Source organism: Dehalogenimonas sp. W, from assembly GCF_037094495.1.
Taxonomy (GTDB): Bacteria; Chloroflexota; Dehalococcoidia; order Dehalococcoidales; family Dehalococcoidaceae; genus Dehalogenimonas; species Dehalogenimonas loeffleri.
In genome coordinates this window covers 1,537,612-1,556,054 of record NZ_CP146612.1, presented here as the reverse complement: position 1 = coordinate 1,556,054, position 18,443 = coordinate 1,537,612, and the positions used below count along the sequence as shown (strand labels likewise).

Here is an 18,443-nt window from a genome sequence, read left to right as displayed (position 1 = left end):
GTAAAAAAGGGGGGAGCGTCAGACGCTCCCCCCTTTTTCAATCCATGTACAGACTTAAATTACAGGCTGTTCAAGTTGCTCAATCTGAACCAGTTTGGCAGATTCAATTTCTGCTGCTTTCTCGGATGTTGCATCCCGGCATGATTGACACTGGGCAGGAATGAGTTTACCAATGATCACATTTTCTTTCAGCCCGGCCAAAATATCTTTCTTCCCATGAATGGCTGCATCGGTCAACACCCGGGTGGTCTCCTGGAATGAGGCGGCCGCCAGCCAGGATTCGGTGGACAAACTGGTACGGGTAATACCCATCAAAACCGTGTGCGCAGTGGCCGGTTCTCCACCTTCAGCCAGTATCTTGTTATTGATATCCTCAAAGCGGAACTTATCCACGAGTTCTCCCGGTACCAGGTCAGTGTCGCCGGAAGAATCAACGCGAACCTTGTTCATCATCTGCCTGACAATGACTTCAATATGCTTGTCATTAATGTGAACACCCTGAGAAAAGTAAACTTTTTGAACTTCCTCAACCAGATACCGCTGTACAGATTCACGACCAAGAATCGACAATATATCCTGCGGGTTGATAGAACCGTCGGTCAATTTTTGTCCGGCTTTTACAGTTTCACCATTGGCGACCAGGATATGAGTAGCTGCAGGAATCATATATTCCCGCTCATCAAGATCTTCATATCTGATAACCAGTTTTTGTCCTTCAACGCTCATGCGGCCACCGACTCTGGCAATCAGAACAGATTCACCGTCCGTAGTAAGATGAACAGCTTCCTTATCGGCTTCAGGAGCAGTAGCCAATACCGAACCCATGTCCACCACTTGTCCGTCGGCGACTTCAACATTCCAATTATCAGGTAAATCGTATTCATCCTGATAGTTCTCTCTAGCCAGAATCCGCACACTGCGGCCTTCATCACTCTCCTGAATTTCAACGTTACCGTCAATTTCCGTGATAATCGCCTGAGCTTTGGGCGGTCGGGCCTCAAACAGTTCTTCAACGCGAGGCAAACCGGTGGTAATATCTGTACCCACCACACCACCGGTATGAAACGTCCGCAAAGTAAGCTGGGTACCTGGTTCGCCGATGCTCTGAGCGGCCAGAATACCAACGGCAGTATAGAACTCAACCGTCTTACCGCGCCCCAGGTCACGCCAGTAACATTTCTGACAAATACCGCGCTTGGACCCACAGGACATCGGAGAGCGCACGAACACGCCGGTAACGCCGGCTGCCGTAATCTCCCTAGCCTTCTTGTCATCAATTTCACCGTCCCGATCAACCAGTATTTCACCAGTCTGAGGATCGGCCACCGGCATCGCGGCCAACCGTCCGGCAATTCGCTCGGCTAACGGCGGCAAAATACCTTTCTCTGAAGGTTCCTCAATCCACAGACCGTCCAAGGTACCGCAGTCTTCTTCGTAGATAATCAGGTCCTGGGTAACATCAATCAACCTCCGGGTAAGGTAGCCGGAACCGGAAGTACGCAATGCCGTATCGGCCAGACCTTTTCGGGCGCCATGGGTAGAAATGAAGTATTCAATAGTAGAAAGACCTTCCCGCAGACTGGACTTGATGGGAAAATCAATGATCTTACCGGAAGGATTAGTCATTAAACCTCTCATACCAGCCATCTGTCTGATCTGAGAAACGTTACCTTTGGCTCCGGAATTAGCCATCATATACACGTTGCCGATGTTATCCATGCCCTTGGCGATGGCATCGCCGATTTGGTCGGTTGCTCGCAACCAGATTTCTACAACGCCGTTATAGCGCTCATCGTCTGTGATCAAACCCTGAGCATACTGGTGCTCAATCAAATCAGCGTCGTGATCAGCAGCGGCGATAATTTCCGCCTTCGGACCAGGGACAGCGATATCGGTCATGGCAATGGTGATACCCGAACGGGTGGCGAACTCAAAGCCCAGTCTCTTGATGTGATCCAATGACAAGGCCATTTCATTGTCGCTGGTGATCTTAATACACTCGCCGATCAAACGGCGTAAGGTTGATTTATCCACAGCTTTGTTGAAAAACGCTATCCCCTGGGGCAGGGCCTCATTAAAGATAATGCGTCCGACCGTGGTTTTGACCATCTCCCCTTCAGGTGTCCGTACATCGATTTCCGCCCGCAGGTCAATGATGCCCCGGTCAAAATATCGTTTGGCTTCTTCAAAACTCCCGAAGACTTTGTTCTCACCCTTCAGGCCAGGGCGTGTGGTAGTCAGATAGAAACAACCGAAAACCATATCCAAGCTGGGGGTCACTACCGGATCCCCGCTGGAAGGCAACAACATATTGTGGATGGAAAGCATGGCCTCCCGGGCTTCTTTAACGGCCGCCTTGGATAACGGCAGATGAACCGCCATCTGGTCTCCGTCAAAGTCAGCATTAAAGGCAGCGCAGACCAGAGGGTGAATCCGGATCGCCGAACCGTCAATCAGCACTGGTTCAAACGCCTGAATTGACAGCCGGTGCAACGTCGGAGCCCGGTTCAGCATTACCGGTCGGTCTTTAACGACATCCTCAAGAATGTCATATACTTCGGGTCTGGCTCTTTCAACCAGTCGTCGGGCGCTCTTTATATTTGGGGCTAAACCATCAGTAACCAGGCGATGCATCACAAATGGTTTAAACAACTCTAAAGCCATTTTGCGCGGCAGACCGCATTGATGTAGTTTCAGATCCGGCCCGACCACAATAACCGACCGTCCAGAGTAATCAACCCGTTTTCCGAGAAGATTCTGCCGGAACCGGCCTTGCTTTCCCCTTAACAGGTCGGATATTGATTTAGCCTTGTGATCGCCGGACACAGCTACACTGCGTCCCCGGCGACCGTTATCTATCAATGAATCAACCGCTTCCTGCAACATGCGCTTTTCGTTGCGGATAATAATTTCCGGCGCGCCGATTTCTAAAAGATGACTCAACCGGTTGTTACGGTTGATGACGCGTCGATAAAGGTCATTCAAATCAGAGGTAGCAAACCGACCGCCGTCAAGCTGGACCATGGGCCTTAAATCAGGCGGCAACACCGGTAATACGGTCAGCACCATCCATTCCGGCTTATTACCGCTGCGCCGGAAAGCCTCAACCAATTGAAGTTGTTTGGAGGCTTTCTTCCGCCTTTGTCCGGAAGACGATCGTGTTTCCAAAATGAGGTGGTTGCGCATCTCGCCAAGATCAACAGACCTTAAAAGGTCAAGTATCGCCTCGGCACCCATTTTAGCATCAAAAACTTCTGGAAACCGGGTTTTCAACTCAAAAAACACGCTCTCCGTTAACAGATTTCCACGGCGAAGACCACGCAATTGTTCAACTATAACGGCGGTCTGTTCTTCGCTTTCGGCACGTTCAGTTTCAAAGTCACCGCGGAGCTTATTGATTTCGGCAATCTCGGCGCCTTCGGACTCCATAGCGGCCACCTGGGCGTTAATTTCAGCTTCCCGGTCATCCAGTTCCATTTGACGGCCTTGCTCAAGGCTGTCCACTGCAGCTTGCCTGGCAACTTCATCAACATGGGTAATGACAAAGTGAGAGAAATAGATGATTCTCTCAAGGCTGCGGGTAGAGAGATCCAGCAACAAACCGATGCGGCTGGGAATACCCCGGGTAAACCAGATATGACCAACAGCACAGGCCAGTTCTATATGCCCCATTCTTTCGCGACGGACTTTTGCTCTGGCGACTTCAACGCCGCATTTATCGCAAATAATGCCCTTGTAACGGATACGCTTGTATTTGCCGCACTGGCACTCAAAATCTTTGGTAGGGCCAAAAATCCGCTCACAAAACAGTCCATCGCGCTCCGGTTTTAACGTACGGTAGTTTATGGTCTCGGGCTTTGTTACCTCGCCGTATGACCACCCGCGAATTTGTTCCGGGGAGGCCAGAGAAATCCGGATGGCATCAAAATCAATTACTTCATTCATCTTGTAGTTCTTTATCCTCTTCCTCATTTACCTCAGATTCCAGCAAACTGGCCGCCAGTTCCCCGGCTAAAGCCAGTTCCGAGCCTTCTTCCTCGGCTTGAGATTCGTTTAAATGCTCCGCCGGTAACCGATTTTCCTCTTCGTTGATTACCTCAACCGACAGACCCAGACTCTGCAATTCCTTAACCAGAACCTTGAAAGATTCCGGTACACCTGGTTGCGACACATCTTCACCTTTGACAATTGACTCATAGGCTTTGGCGCGTCCGGTCACATCGTCACTTTTGATGGTAAGCATTTCCTGAAGGTTATATGCGGCGCCATAGGCCTCAAGAGTCCAAACTTCCATCTCACCGAATCGCTGCCCACCGAATTGGGCTTTCCCGCCCAAAGGCTGCTGACTTATCAGGGAGTAAGGACCGGTGGACCGGGCATGAACCTTGTCTTCCACCAAATGGTTCAGCTTCAGAATATACATGTTCCCGACGGTAATCGGCTGGTCAAAATATTCACCGGTTTTACCGTCACGTAACAGTGTCTTGCCATCAATGGGTAATGGTATATTATGGTCCCTGGCCACTTTGAACGCCCGATCAAAGAGCTCCCCGGCGTTGATGTCGCCAACATCAGCTATGCCTTGCTGGGTCAGCCATAATCGCAAACATACTTCGCGGGCAAACCCGACAACCTGGCTGTCAAACACTTTACGCCCATCATAGCCACGCTCGTTAAGCCAGGCAACGGATTTTTTAACAATTTCAGCGGTATTCTTGGCCGCGTAGTCCAGTTTAATCAAACCAGCCATCTGGGCAATAGAAGCACGTGCCAGATCGTCTTCAATATCCACGTCAGAAGCTCCGTCAAAAACAGGTGTACGAACTTTGAAACCCATCAAATGTCCGGCCCATCCCAGGTGCAGTTCAAGTATCTGACCCAAATTCATACGGGAAGGCACCCCGATAGGGTTAAGAATCACGTCAACCGGCGTCCCATCAGGCAAAAAAGGCATGTCCTCGGAAGGCGCCACAATGGAAACAATACCCTTATTACCATGACGTCCGGCCAATTTGTCGCCTACAGAAATTTGACGCTTTTGGGCAACCCAGACCTGCACCCATTTATTGACCCTGGCCGGCAGGTCATCGCCTTCGTCGCGAGAGAACATTTTAACAGCGATTACTTTACCCCATTCGCCATGGGGCATACGTAATGATGTGTCTTTAACTTCCCGGGCTTTTTCCCCGAATATGGCTCTCAACAGCTTCTCTTCGGCTGACAGCTCGGTTTCGCCTTTGGGAGTAATTTTTCCCACCAGAATGTCATCAGGCCCTACCTCAGCCCCGACGCGGATAATGCCATCTTCATCAAGTTCCCGCAGTGATTCCTCGCCCACGTTCGGAATATCACGAGTAATTTCTTCAACGCCCAGCTTGGTATCTCTGGCTTCCAGTTCATGGCGCGTTATGTGAAGTGAGGTCAGTCGGTCTTCCTTAACCAACCGCTCATTCAAAATGATAGCGTCTTCGTAGTTATAGCCGTGCCAGCTCATGAAGGCACAGACCAGATTCTGTCCAAGTGCCAGCTCACCGTTTTCAGTGGCGGAGGAATCCACCAAAACCTGACCGGCGACAACATTATCGCCACGGTTGACGATGGGACGCTGGTTAATACTGGTGCCCTGATTGGTTTTCATGAACTTGACCAGCTTGTACTCATCTTCCTGCCCATCAAGGGTTTCAACGATGATTTTCTCGCTGGTTACCGACTGCACCTTGCCGTCACGACGGGCAAATATAACATGAGAACTATAACGAACAGCTTCTTTTTCCATACCGGTCGCTACTAAAGGTGCTTCGGGCCGCAACAAAGGCACTGCCTGCCGTTGCATATTGGCGCCCATCAAAGCACGGTTAGCGTCATCGTGTTCCAAAAATGGAATCAACGACGCCGCTACGCTGAAAATCTGTTTGGGCGAGATATCCATATACTCAATCTTGGCCGGTGGTTCATAGAGATAGCTTTCGCCAAGGCGAGACTCAATACGTTCGTCTAAAAAGCGCCCCCGACCGTCAAGTTGGGCGTGAGCCTGGGCGATAACGTACTTATCTTCTTCATCAGCAGCCAGATAATATATTTCATCAGAAACGAATGGCTCAACCTTAACTGTCTGCTCCGATAATTTGGCTATGGCCTTGAAAGATTTATCATCCACAATGCTACCGGCGGCCAAAACAATTTTTCCCCCGTCCATGATGTCCTCAACCGGCGCCAGGCCGACCAATCGAAGATCATGATTAAGCAACTCCCGGATCACCTTGCGGTAAGGGGTTTCAATAAAACCATAACGATTAACCCTGCCGTACGCTGCCAGAGAGCCGATTAGGCCGATATTGGGGCCTTCCGGCGTTTCAATAGGACAAATACGGCCGTAATGGGAATAATGAACGTCACGGACGTCAAACCCGGCACGATCGCGAGACAAACCGCCGGGACCCATGGCTGACAAACGGCGCTTATGGGTCAGTTCAGAAAGCGGATTTGTCTGATCCATGAACTGGGACAACTGCGAGCCGCCGAAAAACTCCCGCACCGCAGCAACCACCGGGCGAATATTCACCAGCCCGCCGGGTGTCACCTGATCCAAAGGGACAATGCTCATCCTCTCCCTTGCAACCCGTTCCAGCCGAATAAGGCCTATACGGAACTGATTCTGAATCAGTTCCCCTACCGTTCGGATACGCCGGTTGCCCAGATGGTCAATATCATCAGCATGATCCACACTGTTATTGATATTGATGATTTGCTTGATAATAGCAATGATGTCTTCCCGGGTTAAGGCCCTATTTGCCTCACTAACCTTGCCTTCCAAATTCAACCGCCGGTTGACTTTATAACGGCCGACAGCGCCCAGGTCGTAGTGATCAGGGCTGAAGAACATATCGTTAACCAGCTTGGTGGCGTTATCAACGTTGGCCGGATCGCCAGGTCTCAACCGCCCGTAAAGATCAATCAAAGCCCCGGCTGTATCCCGAATCAGCGGATCTTTTTCAATAGAAGACTGTATATATATGTGGTCCGGCGATGTATCCACATCAGCAAATAAATCTATAAGTTCCTGATCTGAACCGTAGCCGATAGCACGCAAGAAACTGGTGACCGGAATCTTGCGCCGGCCATCAATTTTTACCGAGATTACGTCACGGTTTGAAGTTTCAAATTCCAGCCAGGCGCCGCGGCTGGGTATCAAACTGGTATGGCACAGTGGCCGGCCGGTTGCCGTATCATCCTGAACGGTAAAATACACACCGGGTGAACGTAACAACTGGCTGACGACGACTCTTTCGGTACCGCTGGTAATGAAAGTGCCGTTGGCAGTCATCAGCGGCAGGTCGCCAAAAAAGATCTCAAACGGCTCCTTGATCTCGCCGGTGGCCTTGATTATCAGACGAGCCTTAACATATAAAGGAATGGAATAATCTTTGTCCCGATGCTGACATTCTTCTTCGGACATGCGCGGTTCCCTGAATTCATACCCGATAAACTCCAGTTCCATACGGTTGCCGTTGAAGTCTTTTACCGGAGATATCTCTTCAACCAGCGCTTTCAACCCGTCTTCCATGAACCAGCGGAAAGAGGCCAATTGGATATCAATGAGATTGGGTACGTTTACCACTTCGGGGATCTTGGAATAGGATTTGCGGGTGGCGGCCGATGATACTACACCGGTAGCAGGTAAAGTTGAAACCATGTCTACTCCTTAAAATAAACGATCAATAAATGCTTAAGGAAAATGACGGACTATGACCAAGTGAAAAAATGGGCCGAAAGAGGCCCAAAATAATAATAAAAGCTAAGAGGCATAATTAACAACCACTCAGTATATACCGATACTAATCGGATGTCAACATGTTTTATGGCGTCGCCCATTACATTTCCGGCACGTCTCCTACCCACTGTGATTGAGCTTTTCGGCCACCCATGCTAATATTAAGTGTCATTTCACCCAATTTTATAGTTAAGGGGATAGGTATCCCCTTTTTGGTTTTGTTTAACGTGACGCAATTACAAAAAGAATTCAAATCTGCCGAGCTAATCCAGCCAACAGTTTTAACGGTCGGTGTTTTTGATGGGGTTCACCTGGGTCACCAGGCGCTTCTCAAGGAAACCGTCCGGCAAGCTGTTGTCCTTGGTTTGGCCTCAGCCGCCGTTACCTTCATCGGTCACCCCCGGCTGGTTTTGGGTAAACATCGAGAGTTGCCTCATTTGACGTCAATAAAGCAGCGACTGAACCTTATCAAGGCAATTGGTATTAAGCATGTCGTATGCCTGACTTTTTCCGAAGAACTGGCTGCATTATCAGCAGAACAATTTACGGATTTACTGGTCAGCCATTTATCTATGCGCAGACTCGTAATCGGGCCGGATTTTACCCTTGGCCGTGACCGCTCAGGCAACGCTGCTATCCTGAAAGATATCGGAGCCCGCAAAGGCTTCAGCCTGACCGTTGTGGAACCTGAGCAAATTGACAATGCTAAAATCAGTTCCACACTGATACGCAAAGCAATGACCCAAAGTGATATGGAACGGGTACATCAATTGCTGGGACGCTGTTTTTCGCTTGAAGGTCGGGTCATTACAGGTGAGGGCCGTGGAATGGGGTTGGGCATTCCGACGGCTAATTTGGAAATTGCCGCTGATCAGGCCTTGCCGGCTGACGGTGTTTACGCCACCCGGGCCTTAATTGCCGGGCAGTATTGGCCGGCAATTACCAATATCGGGACGAGACCGACCTTTGGTGGCGGTAAGCGATCAGTGGAAACCCACATCTTTGACTTTAATACCCAGGTTTACGATGACATACTGGAAATTGCTATAATAAAGCAAATTCGCCCGGAAATTAAGTTTGACTCAGTTGACTCTTTAAAGAAGCAGATTGAGGGCGATATTTTGAGAGCCAGAACGATTTTGGCAAAGGCGGAATGTTAATGGTTGCAGACCTGGATTATATTCTTAAACGGGCCGTCAGCGAGATAATTTCTGAATCCGAACTCAGAACTCTGCTGGCTTCCGGTAAGAAGCTCCGCCTTAAAGAAGGCTTTGACCCCAGTTCACCCGATATTCATCTGGGTCACATGGTTGGTTTGAGAAAATTACGGCAATTACAGGAGCTTGGACACCAGGTAGTTTTGATTGTTGGCGACTGGACAGCCCAGATCGGCGACCCGACCGGAGCTTCCGTCACCCGGCCAATTCTGACTGCTGAACAGGTTAAAGCCAACGCCGAAACCTATCTGCAGCAATTTTTCAAAATTGTTGATAAATCAAAAACCGAGGTACGGTGGCAGAGCGAATGGTTCGGTAAATTTTCTCTGGCCGATGTTATTAAACTCACCAGCCGTTTCACCATAGCTCAAATGCTGGCCCGTGATGATTTTAAAAAACGATTTGAAAGCAATCGCCCGATCACCATCACCGAATTCCTGTATCCCCTGCTCCAGGCCTATGATTCCGTCATGGTGGAGGCGGACATTGAATTCGGGGGGAATGATCAAAAGTTTAATTTACTGGTCGGCCGTGAACTACAGTCCATGATTGGTCAGCAACCACAGCAGGTGTTTATGACCCCCATTTTGACCGGCACCAGCGGCATCAAGAAAATGTCCAAGAGCCTGAATAATTATATCGGAGTAGCGGAACCCCCGGAGATCATCCTTGGCAAAGTTATGTCAATCAATGATGACCTGATTATTCAGTATTTTGAACTACTGACCGACATCAATGATGCGGAGCTGGCTGAATTCACCTCCGCTATACGCTCAAGTGCAATTAACCCGATGCGGCTCAAAAAACGTTTGGCTCAGGAAATATTACTGCAACTTTATACTGAAGCTGAAGCGCGGGAAGCTGCTGAGCACTTTGAACGGGTACACCAGCGCCGTGAACTCCCAACTGAAATTGCCGAATATCGAGTATCCTTCAGTTCTCTGATTTCAGCAGATGATTCAAACGTAGATATACCGTCATTACTGGTTAGCTGTGGTTTGATTGGCAGTAAAAGCGAGGCCAAGAGGCTGATTTCGCAAGGCGGCGTCGCCATTGAAGGCGAAAAGATTAAGGTGGACAAGGCATCGCTGACGAATGGTTGTGTCATCAAAGCCGGTAAAAGAGGTTTTATCCGGATTATTAACGCCGATTAAACAATTTTGTTAACTATTATGAGTTGTAATAAGGAGTTATAAACAATGCAAAACTTAAGAATTCCCGGCCCAACCCCCTGCCCGCCTGAAGTTCTGACAGCCATGGGACATCAGATGATAAACCACCGAGGTGTTGAATTCGCCGACGCCCTTAAAGACGTCACTGCTAAAATGAAAAAAGTATTTCAAACTCAGGCTGACCCGCTTTTGGTTACGGGATCAGGAACCGCAGGTTTGGAAGCCGCCGTCGTCAATATGCTCTCGCCCGGCGATTCAGTTCTGTCGGTTTCAATTGGAGTCTTTGGTGAGCGTTTTGCCAAGATTGCCGAAACCTATGGCGCCGACGTGGTTTCCCTCAGTTTTGCCCACGGCCAGGCTGCCGACCCGGAGGCCGTACGCACTGCTTTGGAAAATAACCCGGCCGTTAAAGCAGTGCTGGTGACCCATAATGAAACCTCCACCGGCATCACCAATGATTTGGCTGCCATCAGCAAGATCGTAAAATCTGCCGGCAAGCTTCTAATGGTGGACTGCATCAGTTCCCTGGGCTCTATTAATGTACCTGTTGACGAATGGGGTATTGATGTGGCAATTTCCGGTTCCCAGAAAGGGTGGATGGTACCTCCCGGGATGGCCATGCTGGCGGTCTCCGAAGCAGGTTGGGAAGCTTACGCTCAGTCCAAAATGCCGCGTTTCTATTTTGACCTGGGCAAAGCTAAAAAAAGCTTGGAAAAAGGCCAGACACCCTGGACCCCCAACGTTTCTGCTGTTCTGGCATTCAGGGTCGCCCTGAATATGATGCTGGAAGAAGGCATTGAAAGTATCTTCGCCCGTCACACCCGCATGGGCAATTTCACCCGCACCGGCGTCAAGGCTCTCGGACTCAACCTGTTGGCTGACGAGCGTTACGCTTCCAATACCGTAACATCGGTCATCGCTGACCAGGGACTGGATGCTAAAAAGCTCAATAAAATCATGCGGGAAGAGTTTGATATTGTCCTGGCCGGCGGTCAGGGACCACTGGAAGGTAAGATTTTTCGTATCGGACACCTTGGTATGGTAAAGGAGAGCGATATCCAGGCGGTTTTTGACGCCTTAAAATTAGCCTTGCCCCAAGCCGGGTTTACCGGAAAATCAGAACAAAGATAATTCAACGAAAAACAGCTTAATCAAAATCATAAGGAGATACTCGTGCCAGATAATAAAAGAGTTTTAGTTGCCGACGCCCTTTCCTCAGCCGGAGTTGAGCGCATCAAAGCTGTCGCTAAAGTGGATGTCAAAACCGGTCTGAAACTGGAGGAGCTTGTTGCCATAATCGGCGACTACGATGCCCTGCTGGTACGTTCTCAAACTAAAGTTACTGCGGATATCATTGCTGCCGGGAAAAAGCTCCAGATTATCGGACGTGCCGGAGTCGGCATTGATAATATTGACATCAATGCGGCTACTGAACGCGGCATTATTGTGGTTAATGCCCCCACCGGTAACACCATTTCAGCGGCTGAACACGCCATGGCGCTGATGTTGTCACTGGCCCGCCATATTCCCCGCGCAAACTCCTCGCTCAAGAGTTGTCAGTGGAAGCGGGCCGATTTTATGGGCACTGAATTGAAAGGCAAGGTTTTGGGCGTCGTCGGCTTAGGCAACATCGGCTCGGAAGTAGCCAAACGCGCCCGCGGTTTTGAGATGAAGGTATTGGGTTATGACCCTTATGTCACCGAGGAACGCGCTCTGACGATGCAAGTTGAACTGGCTACACTTGACCGGATTTACCGGGAAGCTGATTTTGTTACTCTTCATGTACCGCTGACGGCCCAGACCAAAAATATGATCGGGGCCAGGGAACTGGCTTTGATGAAACCCACCACCCGTATCATTAATGCGGCTCGCGGCGGATTGATTGATGAAGAAGCCCTGGTCGCCGCTATAAATAGCAATAAACTGGCTGGTGCTGCCATTGATGTATTTGTCAAAGAACCCTGTACCGAAAGTATTTTATTTGGCGTTGATAATATAATCGTCACTCCGCATCTGGGTGCATCCACCGCCGAAGCCCAAGATTTGGCCACCTCCGATGTCGTAACCCAGGTGATTGACGTATTTGAAGGTCGCCCTGCCCGCTATGCGGTCAATGCGCCTTACATCCCGGCTGAAAGCTTACCGGTAATAGCCCCTTATGTTAAGGTAGCCAGAACTCTGGGCCGATTATTACAACAGATGGCTGAAGGGCAATTCAAAACTCTTGGTATTAAATACAGCGGCGAAGTCTCTAAATACGAAACACAGGCGTTGAAAGCCACGGTACTCGGCGGCGTTTTAGAACAAATTTCGGAAGAACGCGTTAACGTAGTAAACGCCGATATCATAGCCTGCAAGCGGGGTATTACCGTTTCTGAGCAGAAAGAGCCGGTTTGTGATAACTATCAAAGCCTTATCACCATTGAAGCCGTTACCAGCGCCGGTCCGTTGTCAGTCGCCGCTACCTTTCTGAGAGATGAAGTTCATGTGGTTAAAGTCAATGACTACTGGATTGATATCTCTCCCGGCGGCTTTTTCCTCTTCGCCGATCATCGTGATCGTCCTGGACTGGTCGGTGCCGTTGGTAACATCACCGGCAAAGCCGATGTCAACGTCAGCTACATGCACCTGTCCCGCCTTAAACCCCGAGGTCAGGCCTTGATGGTTCTGGCACTGGATGAGGCCTTATCAGAGGATGGCCTGAAGCAGGTAAAATCGCTTGACGGAGTCAATTCCGCCAGACTGGTTAATTTGTAAATATCATTTTGCAGGTATGCACATAAAATGAAAATTGGCGTGCTGGCGCTACAGGGAGCCTTTTCCGAGCACCTTAAAATACTTCGTTGTTTCCAAAACCTGGAGACAGTTGAGGTACGTCAACCGGTCCAGTTGCTTGATCTGTGCGGGCTTATAATTCCCGGGGGGGAAAGCACGACCATCCTGAAACTGATGGGTTTATACCGCCTGGACACTATGCTGGCTGATCTTTGCGCCAGAGGATTCCCGATTTGGGGCACATGCGCAGGTGCCATCCTGATGGCAGGAGAAGTCGGCAACACCAACCCCAATATGCCCGCCGGCCTGGGACTGATGAAAATCACCGTCCGCCGAAATGCCTTCGGCCGGCAGGTAGATAGCTTTGAAGAAAAGCTGAGGGTTCCGGTACTCGGAGATAAGCCGTTCCCAGCCGTTTTTATCCGGGCTCCCTTGATAGAATCATCGGAACCGCCTGCCGAAGTGTTGGCCCGATTGGGCAACCGTGCCATCGTCGCCGTCAGGCAGGATAATCTGCTGGCCACCACCTTTCACCCGGAATTAGGGGACGATGACCGTTTTCATCAATATTTTGTCAGCATGGCTGAAACCTACCAGGCTTACCACACCAATTTCTGACCCCTATTGTCACCAATAGAAAACCCAATACTGCGTTTACAGGGCTTTCTTCACTGCCAGCCGAACAGGATGTCCTTCAAGTTTGTAATCATCGGCAGTCAGATCCGTTTCTTCCGGTATACCCCTGGAAATCTGCCGGGATAATGTTTCCTTATGAATATAACCGCTCCATTCCCCAATGACTCTTGCAACCTCTGAGTTTGATTCATAATAAGTGATAATGTTATCGGCAATTTCAAATCCGGCGCTCCGGCGTAAACCTTGAATACGATGGGTGATTTCCCGCACTAGTCCTTCATCGGCCAATTCCGGGGTCAAAACCGGATCAACCGCCACAGTAAGAGGTCCTTCAGTAACAGCTACCGCCCCCTCAGGTAATGCTTTTTCATCCTCGGCAAATTCAATGCCTTTAACGTTCAGTTCTTCCATAACCGCATCCAGTAACCCAGTAAGTCCATTCTTTTCCTGGTTATTTACCCCGGCCACTAAGGCCCTACTCAAGGGTTGTCGCACCTTGATACCGGCTTGAGCCCTTGCCGCTCGACCGATGCTTGAAACTTTCATCGCCAATCGCATTGCCGTTGACAGATTAGAGTCAATACACTCTGTTTCCGCCACGGGATAATCGGTCATATGGACGCTGTCAGGAGCTTCCGAAGAAACCGACTTAGCCAGATTCTGATACATGGTTTCTGCTAAAAACGGCATAAAAGGCGCCAGTAATTGTGAGGTTTTGAACAGACATTGATACAGCGTGTGATACGCTGACACCTTGTCCGCATCACTCTCAGACTTCCAGAAACGCCGCCGCGAACGCCGTACATACCAGTTTGACAGATAATCCACGAACGACTCTATGGCCCTCGCGGCGGCTACAGGGTCATAATTATCCATATCTTCAGTCACTTCGGCGACAAGCTGATTAAGCTCTGAAAGTATCCATCGGTCTAACTCGGACGCTGGCTCCAACTGATTTTCAGCCGGCTGAAATTGATCAATATTGGCATACAATACGAAGAAAGAATACACGTTCCAAAGCGTTGACATGAAGGACCGGGTTACGTCACTTACCAAGTTTTCTGAAAAACGGCGGGCGTTACCGGCCGGCGAAGCTGTAAACAGGTACCAGCGCACGGCATCAGCCCCATATTTATCAATAACGGTCTCCGGCAAAACCACATTCCCCTTGGATTTACTCATCTTCTCGCCCTTGCCGTCCAGGATATGACCGAGACAGATTACATTTTGGTAGCTCGGCCGACCGAATAACAAAGTTGACAGTGCATGCAGACTATAGAACCAGCCCCGCGTCTGGTCAATGGCCTCACAAATATAATCAGCAGGAAAACGGCCGTCCACAAAAATCTTGCGGCTGTCTTCCTCAAAGGGATAATGGTATTGGGCTACCGGCATCGCCCCGGAATCAAACCAGCAATCAATGACATCGGTTACCCGTTTCATGATGCCGCCGCAATGGGGACAATCAAAGGTAAATTCATCCACATATGGCCGGTGCAGATCCAGTTTTTCCGACAGTCCGGAAAAACCAGGTTTGGATTTAAGATCATCCAATCCGCCGATACACTCCGTAGTCTGGCAATCACCACAGCGCCATACCGGGACCGGCGTACCCCAGTAACGTTCTCTGGAAAAAGCCCAGTCTACATTATTCTGCAGCCAGTCCCCGAAACGCCCGGTTTTAATATGACCGGGATACCAGTTTATGGCTTCATTACCGTCAATCAGGGCGTCACGACAGGCTGTGGTACGGATATACCAACTCTGTTTGGCAAAATACAGCAGCGGGGTAGCGCATCGCCAGCAGAATGGATAGGTATGGAGAATTTTTTCAGACTTGAATACCCGACCGCGTTCCTTGAGATCGGCCATGATGAGACCATCAGCCTTTTTTACAAATTTGCCGGCACCGGGATAATTGCCGGTGACCATACCCTGTAAATCAACATGATGAATAAAATTAAGTCCCTGTTTGCGCCCTGAATCGTAATCCACCTCACCATAGGCAGGAGCAGTATGAACGATACCGGTACCGTCATCCATGGACACATAATCAGCAGCAATTACCGGATACGATAATTCCTCCTCATCAACCGGCATTAACTCTCCATTCACCAAACGTGAGACTGTCATTCCATATTTAAACGCATCATAAAGTGGGGCATACCGTAATCCCACCAGCCTGGCTCCGGATATTCGTCCGGCTTCCGGCACTTCAGCTAAGCCGTTAGCCTCAACCAAAGCTGCCGCCAGAACCAGGTATTCATCGCCCATATCAAGTACGGCATAGGTCGCGGAATCAGATACTGCCAGAGCGGTATTAGCCGGCAAAGTCCAGGGAGTGGTAGTCCAGGCCAGCAGATTAAACGGTTTGTCAACAAATTGCTCCAATTCGCCGCTGAGTGAATTTTTGTCCACCAGAAACTTGATAAACACCGAAGGGTCTTCCGTATTTTCTTCATAACCCAGAGCCACCTCATGTGATGATAAAGAAGTGCCGCACCGCGGACAGTGCGGGGTAACTTTGTGCCCCTGGTAAACCAGTCCTTTATCCCATAATTGTTTGACCACCCACCAACCGCTTTCAATATAGGTGTTATTCATGGTTACATACGCATGTTCCAGATCAACCCAGTATCCGATACGCTCGGTCAGTTTGTTCCAATCATTAACGTAACGAAAAACTGACTCCCGACACTTCTGATTGAATGCGGCGATACCGTAACGCTCAATATCGGTTTTGCTTTTAAATCCCAGTTCCTTTTCAACCTCAAGCTCCACCGGCAGACCGTGGGTATCCCAACCACCGATCCGCGGCGCATAATAGCCCTTCATGACCTTGTACCGCGGGATTACGTCCTTGAACACCCGCGACAACACATGGTGAATACCGGGTTTGCCGTTGGCGGTTGGCGGCCCTTCATACAAGGTGAATCGTTTGGCACCTTTCCGGTTATCTATTGACCGCCGGAAGATGTCCTTATCGGCCCAGAGTTTTAGAACCTCGGCTTCTTTTTCCGGAAAGCTGACCCGGCTGGCTACTGGTTGAAACATATTTTTCCCCTCAAAATACAAAAATCCCGTCCGGTTAGGGACGGGAAAATCACCCGCGGTACCACCCTATTTTCCCTGCCTGCTACAGAGACGCTCTCAGGCACTGACATGCCCTTCCGGGATAACGGGCGGAACCCGTCCTCAGTTAATCAATCAATAGATCTTTCACCTGGAAGCTCTGGAGTGATTTTCAACCGTCTTATACCTGTCCGCTTCCACCATACCGGACTCGCTGGAGGTTAATCCCAGTTTACTCTTCTCCGTCACCGCTTTTGACTCGTAGAATATCATACGCCGCCTGTGGCGGCAAGCTGAAAGTTTGTTTAAAGCCTACCTGGTAGTATTATCGCGCGGGACTACCACCACCTTACGGTCATCGCCAATACCCGTACTTTGTGTCGTAACCGCCGGATCATTCGCAAGAACCATGTGAACAATTCGGCGCTCAAAAGCCGGCATCGGATCCATGGTGAAAGATACCCGCTTTATCCTGACTTGTTCAGCCGTCCGGCGGGCTAAAACCTCAAGCGCCTTGAAGCGCCGCTGGCGATAACCGTTGACGTCAACCAGAATCGGCAGGTACTCCTTGATACGCTGGGCGACCAAAATCCGCACCAGATACTGAAAATTAGACAGCGTCTGACCGTGTCGACCAATCAGCAGCCCAAGGTCTTCACCAAGAATATCAAACACCATCCCGGATTCATTCTCTGATTCTTCGGTCAACATGGCATCGGGCAGATATTCCACATCAGCGTCCAGTCCCATCCGGTCAACCAGATTTTGAATAATCTCGGTTGTGATGGTAATCGCATCTTCCGCGCATAAAACAGCCTTCGGAGCGCAGTTTTCTTTGAAAGCCACCGTAATACATGCCTCCTCGGCGCCCAGTCCGAAAATACCGTGACTACCTTCGCTTATTACGTCTATCTCCAGTTCTTCCCGACTTACCTTTAGCTTTTCCAGTGCGCTGCTTATCGCTTCTTCCACTGTCCGCCCGTATATCTCCTGATGCTTCATCAATTATCTCCTCAGATTGATCAACCACAACGGCAGACGCCGCCGGCTTAGTTTTTACTTTTTCAACCCGGCTTGCACGAGCCTTAATATCCCGATCACGGTCAAACCTGCTTAGCATTCCTTGTATCCAGGGCTTCAATTCCCCGGGGCCCGTGGCAAACAATTGAATCACAACCCGTAAAATGCTGGAGGTCAACCAATACAATGCCAGACCAGCCGGAAAGGTAATGGAAATAAAAACAAACATGCCCGGCATCATGAACAACATCATTTTCCCTTGAGCCGCTACCTTCGGGTCGGTTGAAGCAGGTGTCGTCATTTTCTGTTGCAGGAACATTACACCGCCAACCAGGAACGCCAACAAGTAGTCCGGCACCGCCAGATTAAGCCATAAGAAACTACTGTCCAAAGGCAGCGATTGATACAAAACCGGCCAGTCATACAAACGGCTGGATAAGTTCACAAAATCTTCCGGAGTAACTGCCAGCACCCGGATAATGGATTGATAAAGCGCGATCCAGACCGGCATTTGAATCAGCATTGGCACCAGGCAACCAGAAGCACTGGCCCCGGATTCCTTCATCAGCGCCATCTGCTCTTGAGCTAGTTTTTGACGGTCTTTAGCGTACTTTTTTTGCAGTTCCTGGATCTTGGGTTGCAGTTCCTGCATCGCCTTGGCGGCGCGCATCTGCTTCATCGTCAACGGATACAGGATACCGAATATAATTGCCGTTAGAACAATAACCGTCAAACCAAAATTGTGAAACAATACGCTGGACAACCAGACCATAACGTTGA

General features: G+C 49.7%; 10 protein-coding genes and 1 other annotated feature. Of the genes, 5 read left to right on the top strand and 5 right to left on the bottom strand.

What is annotated here, in order from left to right:
• Positions 1-54 precede the first annotated feature (54 nt).
• Together rpoC and V8247_RS08025 are read right to left on the bottom strand one after the other, a co-directional pair.
• Positions 55-3,945 (bottom strand): DNA-directed RNA polymerase subunit beta', encoded by a 3,891-nt coding sequence (gene rpoC / locus V8247_RS08030; protein WP_338737338.1) that lies wholly within the window; start codon positions 3,943-3,945, stop codon positions 55-57.
• Positions 3,938-7,693 (bottom strand): DNA-directed RNA polymerase subunit beta, encoded by a 3,756-nt coding sequence (locus V8247_RS08025; RefSeq protein ID WP_338737337.1) that lies wholly within the window; start codon positions 7,691-7,693, stop codon positions 3,938-3,940. Before V8247_RS08025 ends, rpoC begins: the two co-directional genes overlap by 8 nt.
• 305 nt (positions 7,694-7,998) lie before the next feature.
• Here V8247_RS08025 and V8247_RS08020 point away from each other — a divergent pair, with 305 nt between their 5' ends.
• From V8247_RS08020 to pdxT, 5 genes are read left to right on the top strand one after another with little or no spacing between them, the layout of a single operon-like run.
• Complete coding sequence (locus V8247_RS08020) at positions 7,999-8,931, top strand: bifunctional riboflavin kinase/FAD synthetase (protein ID WP_338737336.1); 933 nt, start codon at positions 7,999-8,001, stop codon at positions 8,929-8,931.
• Entirely contained in the window at positions 8,925-10,142 is a 1,218-nt protein-coding gene (tyrS, locus tag V8247_RS08015; RefSeq protein WP_338737335.1) for a tyrosine--tRNA ligase, read from the top strand. Before V8247_RS08020 ends, tyrS begins: the two co-directional genes overlap by 7 nt.
• 45 nt (positions 10,143-10,187) lie before the next feature.
• Positions 10,188-11,291 carry an alanine--glyoxylate aminotransferase family protein gene (locus tag V8247_RS08010; RefSeq protein WP_338737334.1) on the top strand — a complete coding sequence of 368 codons (1,104 nt, stop codon included), beginning with the start codon at positions 10,188-10,190 and terminating at the stop codon, positions 11,289-11,291.
• 42 nt (positions 11,292-11,333) lie between these two features.
• A complete protein-coding gene (serA, locus tag V8247_RS08005) occupies positions 11,334-12,917 on the top strand; it encodes a phosphoglycerate dehydrogenase (RefSeq protein ID WP_338737333.1) in 1,584 nt (527 codons plus the stop codon).
• Between the two features lie 27 nt (positions 12,918-12,944).
• Positions 12,945-13,553 carry a pyridoxal 5'-phosphate synthase glutaminase subunit PdxT gene (gene pdxT, locus V8247_RS08000; RefSeq protein WP_338737332.1) on the top strand — a complete coding sequence of 203 codons (609 nt, stop codon included), beginning with the start codon at positions 12,945-12,947 and terminating at the stop codon, positions 13,551-13,553.
• 36 nt (positions 13,554-13,589) lie between these two features.
• Here pdxT and ileS read toward each other — a convergent pair whose 3' ends face one another.
• The 3 genes from ileS to V8247_RS07985 form a co-directional block, all read right to left on the bottom strand.
• Entirely contained in the window at positions 13,590-16,625 is a 3,036-nt protein-coding gene (gene ileS / locus V8247_RS07995; protein ID WP_338737331.1) for an isoleucine--tRNA ligase, read from the bottom strand.
• A 33-nt stretch (positions 16,626-16,658) separates the two neighbouring features.
• Positions 16,659-16,901 (bottom strand) — a binding site (T-box leader).
• Positions 16,902-16,955: 54 nt separating this feature from the next.
• Positions 16,956-17,645: an RNA-binding cell elongation regulator Jag/EloR gene (jag, locus tag V8247_RS07990; protein ID WP_338737330.1), complete on the bottom strand. Its 690-nt coding sequence runs from the start codon at positions 17,643-17,645 to the stop codon at positions 16,956-16,958.
• Positions 17,533-18,435, bottom strand: coding sequence for a YidC/Oxa1 family membrane protein insertase (locus V8247_RS07985; RefSeq protein WP_338739356.1), 903 nt, complete (start codon positions 18,433-18,435; stop codon positions 17,533-17,535). Before V8247_RS07985 ends, jag begins: the two co-directional genes overlap by 113 nt.
• Positions 18,436-18,443: the final 8 nt, after the last annotated feature.